The 10,636-nt window shown below is 64.3% G+C and carries 8 protein-coding genes; 5 read left to right on the forward strand and 3 right to left on the reverse strand.

Annotated features, from left to right (window positions below):
• Positions 1-97 precede the first annotated feature (97 nt).
• The 3 genes from ACFZDL_RS46955 to ACFZDL_RS46965 form a co-directional block, all read right to left on the reverse strand.
• Entirely contained in the window at positions 98-784 is a 687-nt protein-coding gene (locus ACFZDL_RS46955) for an alpha/beta fold hydrolase (protein WP_353597255.1), read from the reverse strand.
• A 119-nt stretch (positions 785-903) separates the two neighbouring features.
• Positions 904-2,817: an ABC transporter ATP-binding protein gene (locus ACFZDL_RS46960; protein ID WP_353597256.1), complete on the reverse strand. Its 1,914-nt coding sequence runs from the start codon at positions 2,815-2,817 to the stop codon at positions 904-906.
• A gap of 36 nt (positions 2,818-2,853) precedes the next feature.
• On the reverse strand, positions 2,854-3,735 hold the full coding sequence (locus ACFZDL_RS46965) for a TauD/TfdA family dioxygenase (RefSeq protein WP_353597257.1): 882 nt from the start codon (positions 3,733-3,735) through the stop codon (positions 2,854-2,856).
• Positions 3,736-4,298: 563 nt separating this feature from the next.
• On the opposite strand from ACFZDL_RS46965, the gene ACFZDL_RS46970 reads away from it, so the two are divergent.
• The 5 genes from ACFZDL_RS46970 to ACFZDL_RS46990 form a co-directional block, all read left to right on the forward strand.
• Positions 4,299-4,544: an acyl carrier protein gene (locus tag ACFZDL_RS46970; RefSeq protein ID WP_158104730.1), complete on the forward strand. Its 246-nt coding sequence runs from the start codon at positions 4,299-4,301 to the stop codon at positions 4,542-4,544.
• 2 nt (positions 4,545-4,546) lie between these two features.
• Positions 4,547-5,791, forward strand: coding sequence for a beta-ketoacyl-[acyl-carrier-protein] synthase family protein (locus ACFZDL_RS46975; protein WP_353597258.1), 1,245 nt, complete (start codon positions 4,547-4,549; stop codon positions 5,789-5,791).
• Between the two features lie 44 nt (positions 5,792-5,835).
• On the forward strand, positions 5,836-6,963 hold the full coding sequence (locus ACFZDL_RS46980) for a beta-ketoacyl synthase N-terminal-like domain-containing protein (protein WP_353597259.1): 1,128 nt from the start codon (positions 5,836-5,838) through the stop codon (positions 6,961-6,963).
• A gap of 74 nt (positions 6,964-7,037) precedes the next feature.
• Positions 7,038-7,256 carry an MbtH family protein gene (locus tag ACFZDL_RS46985; RefSeq protein WP_353597260.1) on the forward strand — a complete coding sequence of 73 codons (219 nt, stop codon included), beginning with the start codon at positions 7,038-7,040 and terminating at the stop codon, positions 7,254-7,256.
• Positions 7,257-7,381: 125 nt separating this feature from the next.
• Positions 7,382-10,636, forward strand: a 3,255-nt coding sequence (locus tag ACFZDL_RS46990) for an amino acid adenylation domain-containing protein (protein WP_353597261.1), incomplete at its 3' end; no start/stop codon positions are given.

Below are 10,636 nucleotides of genomic sequence, written 5' to 3' on the forward strand. Positions count from 1 at the left end.
AATCACGAGTCATGGCCTTTCTTGGTAAAACGAGCAGGAAGAGGTCTTCGCCGGGGTGGGGATCGACGTGGGTGAGAAGTGGGCTTGCTGCGGCAGGCTAGTGATCTGCGCTGCGGACGAGATCCGAGACGAATCCGGGTCGGCAGTCCGAAAGATAGAAGTGCCCACCGGGGAAGGTCTGGAAGCGGAAAGTGCCTCGCGTTGACTGTGCCCAGGCCCGCGCGCTGTCGAAGTCCACGTCGTCGTCCTTGTCACCCACATATGAGGTGATAGGCGCCGAAATCGATCTGACCGGCTGCGGGCGGTACGCCTCGAGCAGGCGGAAGTCGGCACGTATCGCCGGTAGTGCCAAGTCCCTGAGGTCCGGGTCGTCGAGCGCTTCCGCGTCGCCGCCGTTTATCCTGCGGATTTCGGAGAGCAGAGCTTCGTCATCGTCGCTGACCGGCTCCCGTCGCATCGGAAGGTGGGGAGCTTCCTGCCCCGAGACGTACAGCATTCTCGGGCTGACTCCGAAGGTGCGCTCCAGTTGACGAGAGACCTCGAAGGCTACCGATGCCCCCATGCTGTGACCGAAGAAAACGAAGGGATGGTCAAGGAAACGCGACAGAGAATTGGTGATCCCGGCGACCAGTTCATCCATGTTCTCGACGCAGGGTTCCGTGAGGCGTTCCTGTCGACCCGGGTACTGGACGCAGAGCAGCTCCACATCATTCGGCAGGTGATCTGACCAAGCATAGAAAAAACTGGCGGAGCCGCCTGCGTGAGGAAAGCAGACCAAGCGCATGCGCAAATTGCTTGAAATTCTGTTCCGGCGGATCCAGCGATCTGTCGTATTGAAACCTGTGCTGAGCAACTTGTCCCCGTTTTTGGTGGTCTCTGCGATGTCAGTCGCGATGTCGTGGTCTAGTCGGCTGCTGCGGCAACCTGCTCGAATTGCGCCTTGTAGAGCCGGGCATAGGCCCCACCGGCCGCCAGCAACTCCTCATGTGCTCCCTGCTCGACGATCGAGCCTTCCTCCAGCACCAAGATGGTGTCCGCATCCCGGATGGTCGAGAGCCGGTGGGCGACGACAAAGCTCGTTCGGCCGTGAGCGAGCTGTGCCATCGCTTTTTGGATCAGTGCTTCGGTGCGGGTGTCGACCGAGCTGGTCGCCTCGTCCAGGACCAGGATCACGGGATCGGAGATGAAGGCGCGGGCGATGGTGATGAGCTGCTTCTCACCGGCGCTCACGCCCGTGCCCTCGTCGTCGAGGACCGTGTCGTAACCGTCCGGCAGTGTTCGGATGAAGCGGTCGGCGTGTGCGGCGCGCGCCGCCTCCTCGATCTCGTGGCGGGTGACGGCTCTTGCGGAACCGTAGGCGATGTTGTCCGCGATGGTGCCGCCGAACAGCCAGGTGTCCTGGAGGACCATGCCGATGCCGGCCCGGAGCTCCTCGCGAGGCATATGTGAGATGTCGACCCCGTCCACCGTGATGCGCCCGCCGGTCAGCTCGTAGAAGCGCATCAACAGGTTGACCAGCGTGGTCTTCCCCGCACCGGTCGGTCCGACGATGGCGACCGTCTGGCCGGGTGCGACGGTCAGCGACAGGTCCTCGATGAGTGGTTTATCAGGGTGGTAGCGGAACGACACGTTTTCGAACGAGACGCTGCCCCTCAGCTCTGTGGGGCGGGCGGACGAGCCGGGTTCGGGTGACTGTTCCTCCGCGTCCAGCAACTCGAAGATGCGCTCGGCGGACGCGACCCCGGACTGCACCAGGTTCGCCATCGAGGCCACCTGTGTCAGTGGCTGGCTGATCTGCCGTGAGTACTGAATGAACGCCTGCACATCTCCGATGGACAGCGCACCGGAGGCCACCCGCAGTCCGCCCACGACCGCCACCAGCACGTAGTTCAGGTTCGAGACGAAGAACATCAGGGGCTGCATGAGCCCGCTGTTGAACTGGGCCTTGAAGCCGGCTCGGTAGAGCGCCTCGTTGTGTTCGGCGAACGCCTGGGACGAGGCCTCTTCGCGGCCGAAGGCCTTCACCAGGGAGTGGCCGGTGTACATCTCCTCGATGTGTCCGTTCAGCTTGCCGGTGGACTTCCACTGCTGAGCGAACAGCGGCTGCGACCGCTTGCCCACCCGCATGGCCACCACCGCCGACAGCGGCACGGTGATCAGCGCGACCAACGCCAGCAGGGGGGAGATCCAGAACATCATCCCCAGTACGCCGACGATGGTGAACAGCGAGTTGATGAGCTGGCCCATCGTCTGCTGCAGCACCTGATTGATGTTGTCGAGGTCATTGGTGGCCCGGCTCAGCACCTCGCCCCGCTGCCGCGTGTCGAAGTACGACAGCGGCAGCCGTGAGAGCTTGGCCTGCACCTCCCCGCGCATCCGGAACACCGTCCGGTTGATCGCGCGGTTGGACAGCCGAGTCGCCACCGCCATCAGCAACCCGGCCAGCAGAAAGACGCCGAGGGCGAGCAGCACGACGGAGCCCACCGCGCCCGAGTCGATGCCCTTGCCAGGTGTGAAGTCCACCCCGGACAGGACACCGGCGCCGTTCTCGCCCCTGGCCCGCATCTCGGCGATGACCTGTTCCTTGGACATCCCGCCGGGAAACTGGCGCCCCACCAGCCCGGCGAAGATCAGGTCGGTTGCCTGGCCGAGGATCTTCGGCCCCAGTACGGAGAGCGCGACGCTCGGCACACCGACGAGCAGCATGGCCGAGACCGTGACCCGTTCGGGCTTGAACTGGGCAATAAGCCGCTTGCTCGACCCCTTGAAGTCCATCGAGCGCTGGTTCGGCCTTCCCGCGGCCGCTGATCGTGCCATCACCCGTCCCTAGACACTTTCAGTCCGAAGACCCTGTCAGTCCGACATCGCGACCAACACCCGGCGCGGCCCGGTGAACGGCCGTCGGCCGTGTCCCACGAGCACGTTGTCGATGAGGAGCAGACTCCCGGCCCGCCAATCCACGTCGACGGCCAGGCGAAGCCCGGTCTCCTGGATGTGCGTGATGTATTCGGCGGGGATGGGGCTGCCATCGGCGAAGGTGACGGACTGCGGCATCTCATCTTCGGACAACAACTCGGCCATCTCCCGGGCATCGTCGCCCAAGCCCGCGACATGGAACTGATCAGCCTGGTTGAACCACACCTCGGTGTCGGTGACGGGGTGCCGTGTGGTGGCCGGGCGCAGCTGGCTGATCCACAGAGTGCCGTCGCCCTTCCATTTCCAGTCGGCTCCGGCCTTGTCCAGGAACGCCTCGACCTCGGAGGGGGCTTCGGTCTCGAACGTGGCCTGCCAGCTCTTGCCGAGCCCGTAACCGTCGTGGAGGTTCTGAATGTACCGGACTCCTCCCGCGAACGCGTCTCGAATCTCGGGGTCCAGGGACTCAAGCCAGAGTTGTCCGTCGACCACGGGAGTCGCGCCGCCGCCGGTCGGGGCCTGCTCGCAGAAGAACAGCAGGCGGGATGGCCAAGCGTGTGCGTAGGACATCTCATTGTGCATGGAGATGGTGAACTCGGGCGGGTATTCGGTCGATGTGTAGACGTTCTGTCCGACTTTGGTACGCGGCGAGTTTCCGTGGATGTACGCCAGGCGGCGGGGCAGGAGGGCGGTGGCCACCTCGTCATAGGACTCGGCGGTAACGCCGAATCCATGGAAGACGAGCGCCTTCTCCTTCACCAGCAAATCGGTCAGATCGACCAGGTTTAACAGGTCGACCAGTCCGGCCGGGCTCGCTGACACACTGCCGCTGTCCGGGGTCAGTACACGCGGCTGCCAACTCGGAGCTATCAACCGTCCGATTCCTCTCCAACATGGCTGTCGCCCCACCGGGGCGGTCAGCCGTTCCCAAGCAAGCCTGGCATGGCCTGAGTTGTGCGCAACTGACCCTACTGGCCAATCGGCTTCTGTGGAGGTGCCTCCCTTGTACAAGTTGGGTCGATGGCCTGCCGTCAACTGCCTGATACGAAACCCGGGGTGAGCGGATGAGTGCATCGGGTCAACTCGGGCTCTTGACATGGCGCCAAGCAGATGAAATGGGATGTCTTCGTTCAAGTGCTCTGCATTCAGGGCAGATTGAGCGGCCAATGTCAGTGAACTGGTAGACGCAGTGACCGAGTTGGTGGATACACTGCGCCGGAGGGGGATGCCTGGAAACGGTTGAGGCCTAAATAATTGGCGTTCTGTGCCGAGCCGTGTCCCGGAGGGAATCCTGTGGAGGACGGGCCGGGCTGGTTAATAACAGCGAACCAGTGCCTGGTTTGCGCCTGCCTGCAACCTTGTGTGCTGAGAGATGGGGGATCACATTGTCTGACGACGAGCGCGAGGCGAAGGTCCGCGAGATCGTTGCCAACGTTGTTGAGCTGGATGAATCGAGCCTTACTCGAACCGGTCTGCTCGTTGAAGAGCACGGTGCCGACTCACTCGATGCCATCGAGATTCTCACCCACCTGGAGACGACTTTTTCTGTTGAGATCGACCCCAAGGCGGCCTCGCGGATGGTCAACATCGACGCCATCCTGGAGATACTCGACGAATACGGAGCCAAGTAGTCTTGTCCACAAGGGAAGCTGACCCGAGTCGTCGCCGGGTGCTCCTCACCGGAGCAGGAGTGCTTTCCAGCGTTGGTAACGGGGTGACGGAATATAAAGACGCCTTGCGTGCCGGGCGTGTCGGCACGGCTCCTATCACCTTGTTCGATACCGCTGGGTTCAACTATGCGCGCGGCCATCAAGTATCCAACATCGATCTGACGGACTACGTTCATCGGGTCCCACTCTCGGACCTCGGCCGGGCCTCACAGTTTTCGGTGGCGGCAGCGCGCATGGCCGTGGCGGACGCCGATCTGACCGAAGAAGATCTTCGGAGCAAGCGCGGCCTGATCGCGATCGGGACGACCGACGGCGAAGGCCACGATCTCGACCACTTGGCCGAGACGGCGCTACGTCATGGGCCGGACCGCATGGAGCCGGAGATCGCTCGTCGAGTCTCTGCCCTGAGCTTGTCCATGGCCGTCGCCAAGGAATTCCGACTCGCCGACGTCGAAGTCTCGACGTTCCCCACCGCCTGCTCCGCCGGTAACTACGCGCTGGGCAGCGGCCTCGACGCGGTGCGTTCAGGCGAAGTCGACTACGCGCTGGTAGGCGGTTCCGACGGGCTGTGCCGCAAGAATTTCGCGGGATTCTACCGGCTCGGTCTGGTCTCACCTGATGAATGCCGCCCCTTCGACGCGGACCGAGAAGGGCTGCTGACCGGCGAGGGCGCCGGCGTCATGCTCCTCGAAAGCGAAGAGTCAGCGCTCGCTCGGGGAGCGCGTGTCTATGCGGAGATCCTGGGGTACGGGCTGAACTGTGACGCCCACCATCCCACCGCACCCGAAGAAGACAGCGTCGCGCGGTGCATACGCCTCGCGCTCGACGACGCGGACCTGAAGCCCGGGGACGTCGACCTCATTTCCGCGCACGGCACCGGCACCAAAACCAACGACCTCACCGAGACCCGGGCGGTCCAGCAGGTCTATGGCGACAACCCACCCCCGATGGTCGGCATCAAGTCCATGATCGGACACACCATGGGGGCGGCGAGCGCCCTCGGGGCCATCGCCAGTGCCCTCGCCATCACCCACGGATTCATCCCGCCGACTGCCAACCACCGCCGGGCCGACCCTGAATGCCCCATCGACTGCGTTCCCAATCAAGGGATCGACGCGGAGGTGCGAATCGTGCAGAACAACGGCCTTGCGTTCGGTGGGAACAACGCCGTCGTCATGCTCGGCAAATACACCAAAGACCCGCGTTGAGTCGCGCATCCCGCGTGCCTGCTTCTAGAGAGGGAACACCAGCGATGAGCGACGACCCCAACTGTAGCAGCCGGACCTATATCTCCGGATGGTCGGCTGTTTCCCCCTTCGGAATAGGAAGGCCCGCATTCTCCGAAGGACTGCACGCCGGACGGAAAACCGCAGCACCCCCGGACCCCGAGGAATGGCAGACCGTCCCGGACACAAATATCTGTCTGGTCCCGGACTTCAACATACGAGAGGTTCTGGGAAAGAGCGGTACGCGCATACTGGGGCGTGAGTCCGCCCTGGCGGTCACCGCGGTACGTGAACTCTTCCACGAGGCACCCGAGGAAGCCCCGATCCACGGCGGGCGGAACACCGCGATGGTCATGGGCACCACCACCGGTACCCCCCAGACATATATGGACTTCACCAAGGCGTCCCTGACCGGACCCAAGCCGCACCATGTGCCGGCCGCGCTCACGCCGAACATGGTGATGAACCGCGCCGCTTCAGCCAGCGCCATCTGGCACCAGCTTCAGGGACCCAACAGCACCATCGCGGGCGGCAGGGCGGCCGTGCTGCTCGCTCTCAAATACGGACAGCGACTGCTGAGGCATCGGCGTGCCGACCGCGTGCTGTGCGGCGGCGTGGAGGAGTACTCGAACGCCCGCTCGTGGTTGGAGTACCACCGGCGCGGGGGAGGGGACGTGGTCCTCGGGGAGGGGTGCGCGCTCCTGCTGCTGGAGACCGAGGCATCACTGGCTTCCGGGCACCGGCCCGCCCTGGCCGAAGTCCTCGCACTGGAGTTCCGCGTCAACACGGACGACGACCTCACCGGCGCTCTCAGCGCATGTCTGCACGGCGCACTCGCCGCCGCCAAGGCGACCGCGGACGACGTCTGGGCCGTTACGCCCAGCGGAATGGCAGGACCTGCGGGAGAAGAGGAGAACAGGCTTCTCGGAAGTCTCTTCGACTCCGCCGCGCTCTCTCGCGTATCCGTCTCGGATCTGATCGGCGACACCTCAGCGGCCTCGGCGGGGTTCGACATTATCGGCATGCTCAGCGCTGCCTCCGAGTCCCCGGAATCGGTTGGCCGTCTCGGCGTCGTCAGCTCAGTCGACCCCGATGGGTCGGTCGCCTGCGCGATCATTCGCCTGCTCGAAGGCGTTCGGCAAAACCAACACTAAGACCAACTCGAAGGTCGCCCGGCGGCAGCCGGCGGCGAAACCTGTCCTGTTCAGCATTCGAGTGGAGGAAAGCCATGACCAACCCGTTCGAAGACCCCGACGGCACTTACCTGGTTCTCGTCAACGACGAAGGCCAGCACTCCCTGTGGCCGACGTTCGTGGAGGTACCCGCCGGATGGGTCTCTGTGTACGGCGAGGACAACCGACAGGCCTGTCTCGACTACATCAATGAGCACTGGACCGATATGCGGCCGCGTAGCCTGGTCGAGGCCATGAACGAAGCGGCTTCGTAGGCCGGATGTGAACAAGGTTGTTGATGGGGACTTCTTCGCTGTCTTGGTCCCCCGTCCCCATCAACAAGCAACAGTACGCGCTGGCGGAACAGGCGAACGGAAATACGCGGTCAAGGTGAGTGACGATGCCTGAAGGTCGGAACACCCGTCGAGAACTGTCGACGGCCCAGTCGGGGATTTGGTTTGGTCACAAGCTGGATCCGACCGGCCACTCATACAACGTCGGTGAATTCGTCGAAATCCACGGCGAACTGGACCTGACCCTGTTTCGCGAGGCCTTCCGTCACACATTCAGAGAAGCGGAGGTGCTGCACGCCCGGTTCGAGGAGCATGACGGAAAGATCTGGCAGACCATCCAGGCCCCGTCAGATCCCGACCTGTCCGTCATCGACGTCTCGGCGGAACCGGACCCGATGGCGGCGGCGGAGCGGTGGATCAACCGTGATCTGGCCCAGCCGGTGCAGTTGGGCGGCGGACAACTGTGCACATTCGCCCTGTTCACCGTCGCTCAAGACCTGACGCTTTGGTATGCGCGAACCCATCACATCGTGGTGGACTTCTACGGTGGCGTCATATTCCAGCGCCGCCTTGCCGAGATATACAAGGACCTGAGGAAAGGGATTCCCTACTCGGCCGGGACCCTCGGATCGTACGACCTGCTCCTCCAAGAGCAGTCGGAATACCGCACCTCCGAAAAGTACTCGAGCGACCGGCAGTACTGGATCGACAAGTTCGCGGACCACCCGGACGCCATCAGCCCAGCCTCCGGCAACGCCCACGCGGGCGGAGATTTCCTTCGCTCGTCGGCCCGATTGAACCCCTCGGAAGCAGATCGGCTGCGCGCGCTGGCCCTTGCCTCGCGCACAACCTGGTCGGTCGTCACGGTGGCGGCCGTCGCGGCGTATCTCAACCGACTGTCGGGGAGCCAGGACCTTGTCTTCGGGCTCCCGGCGATGGGACGCAAGAGCGCGAACTCAAGAATCACCCCGAGCACCGCCTCGGACGTCCTGGCCCTGCGCTTCAACCTGCGTCCCGACATGACGTTCGCCGCGCTGATCAAGCAGGCGACGCGCGAAGTTCGCAGCTCCCTCCGCCACCAGCGCTACAGGTCGGAAGAGCTCGTCCGCGAGCTCCGCGCTCTGGGCCGGGACCAGCCCCTCTGGAATGTCTCCGCGAACATCATCTCCTTTGACGAGGACATCTACTTCACCGACCGGCCCGTCATCGCACACAACCTCTCCAACGGCCCTGTGCGTGACCTCTGCATCGTCGTACGTGGTGGGGATGAAGGCTCCGCCATCTCCATTGACTTCGACGGAAACGCCGCGCTGTACAGCCGGGAAGAGCTGGAGCGCCTGCAAAGGAACTTCCTGCGGCTCCTCAAGAACCTGATAGCCGAGCCCGACACCGCCATCGCGTGTGCCGATCTCCTGGACCCCGTCGAGCGTCAGCAGCTCCTTCACGGATGGAACGCCCCGGTAGGCCACAATTCGGAGGTGGTACTGCCGGAACTCTTCGAGGCACAGGCACGGAGCGCATCGGACGCTGTGGCCGTGGTCTTCGAAGGCCGGCAGCTGACTTACGGCGACCTCAACACACGGGCGAATCGACTGGCGCGGCACCTTGTCTCGCGAGGTGCGGGGCCCGAACAGCTCGTGGCCTTAGCGCTGCCTCGGTCTGCCGACCTGGTGGTGGCGTTGTTGGCGGTACTCAAGTCCGGGGCGGGATATGTGCCCGTCGACCCCGATTACCCGGCCGACCGGATTCACGGAATGCTCCAGGACGCCGAGCCCGCCCTGCTGGTCACTCACAGCGCCATCAACGACCGCCTCCTCCAGGACGTCGCCCAGCATTCCTCTGGGCAGACCCAACTCGTGCTGCTCGATGAGGCCGGTACGGCAAAGTCCATCGAGCGCTGTCCGGACGCTGATGTGACGGATGCCGACAGGACAACGGCGCTGCTGCCCCAACATCCGGCCTACGTCATCTACACTTCCGGCTCGACGGGCCGACCCAAAGGCGTCGCGGTCACGCATGAGAATGTGGCCCGTCTGCTGTCCGCCACGAAGGATCGGTTCCAGTTCGAGGCCACGGACGTCTGGACCATGTTCCATTCGTATGCCTTCGACTTCTCTGTCTGGGAAGTATGGGGGTGCCTCCTGCACGGCGGTCGCCTTGTCGTGGTCGGTTACACGGCAAGCCGCTCCCCGGACCGGATGCTCAAACTGATCCGCGACGAAGGCGTGACGGTTCTCAATCAGACGCCTTCCGCTTTCTACCAACTGATGCAGGCCGAGACTGAGGCCAAGGCCCCGGAAGCGGACCAGGACTGGTTCTCTGCCACCCGATTCATCATCTTTGGCGGCGAAGCGCTTGATACCCGTCGGCTGACGGCCTGGTACCGGCGCCATTCTGGTGAGCGCCCTGTCCTGGTCAACATGTACGGCATCACCGAGACCACGGTGCACGTCACCCTCGCCCCGCTCAACGAGGCCTCCCCAGCCGAAGAAGTGGGTGTCGTCGGCCGCCAGATAGCCGACCTCAGCGTGTATGTCCTGGACGCGGGACTGCAGCCGGCACCCGTAGGTGTGGCGGGGGAGCTGTATGTGGCCGGGCCGGGACTGGCACGCGGATATCTGAACCAGCCCGCCGTGACGGCGGAGCGGTTTGTGGCGAATCCGTTCGGCACGGCTGCGGGGTCGCGGATGTATCGGACGGGGGATGTGGTCCGGTGGCGCCCGGACGGGCAACTGGAGTTCGTGGGTCGTGCGGACGCCCAGGTCAAGGTGCGTGGTTTCCGTATCGAGCTGGGTGAGATCGAAGCAGTTCTGACCGCGCAGGACACGGTGGCGCAGGCAGCGGTGCTGGTGCGGGAGGACCGGCCGGGCGACCGGCGCCTGGTCGGATACGTGGTGCCACCCGCCGACAGTGAGGCGCCGACCGACACGGCGGCGGTGCTGGGGTTCGTCAGGGATCGCCTGCCGGATTACATGGTGCCGTCCGCCTTGGTGGTGCTCGAACGGCTGCCGCTGACGCCGAACGGCAAGCTGGACTGCAAGGCCCTCCCCGCCCCCGACCATGCAGCATCCACATCAGGGCGCGGGCCGCGGACACCGGGGGAACAGGTTCTGTGTGACCTCTTCGCGGAGGTGCTGGGCGTCCCCGAGGTCGGCATCGACGACAGCTTCTTCGCGCTCGGCGGACACTCCCTGCTGGCAACACGCCTGATCAGCCGCATACGGACCACGCTGGACACCGACCTCGGTATCCGCGCCCTGTTCGAGGCCCCGACCGTGGCCGACCTGGCCGAGCACCTTGAGGCATCGGCCGGGAACACCACCCGGGCCAAGCTCGCGGTGCGCGCGCGCCCCGAGGCGGTG

Origin of the sequence: Streptomyces sp. NPDC007917 (genome assembly GCF_042959105.1) — a bacterium.
Taxonomy (GTDB): domain Bacteria; phylum Actinomycetota; class Actinomycetes; order Streptomycetales; family Streptomycetaceae; genus Streptomyces.

Coding starts and splice junctions, on each gene's coding strand:
- ACFZDL_RS46955 (WP_353597255.1), bottom strand. CDS start 784: ATGCGCTTGGTCTGCTTTCCTCACGCAGGCGGCTCCGCCAGTTTTTTC.
- ACFZDL_RS46960 (WP_353597256.1), bottom strand. CDS start 2,817: ATGGCACGATCAGCGGCCGCGGGAAGGCCGAACCAGCGCTCGATGGAC.
- ACFZDL_RS46980 (WP_353597259.1), top strand. CDS start 5,836: ATGAGCGACGACCCCAACTGTAGCAGCCGGACCTATATCTCCGGATGG.
- ACFZDL_RS46985 (WP_353597260.1), top strand. CDS start 7,038: ATGACCAACCCGTTCGAAGACCCCGACGGCACTTACCTGGTTCTCGTC.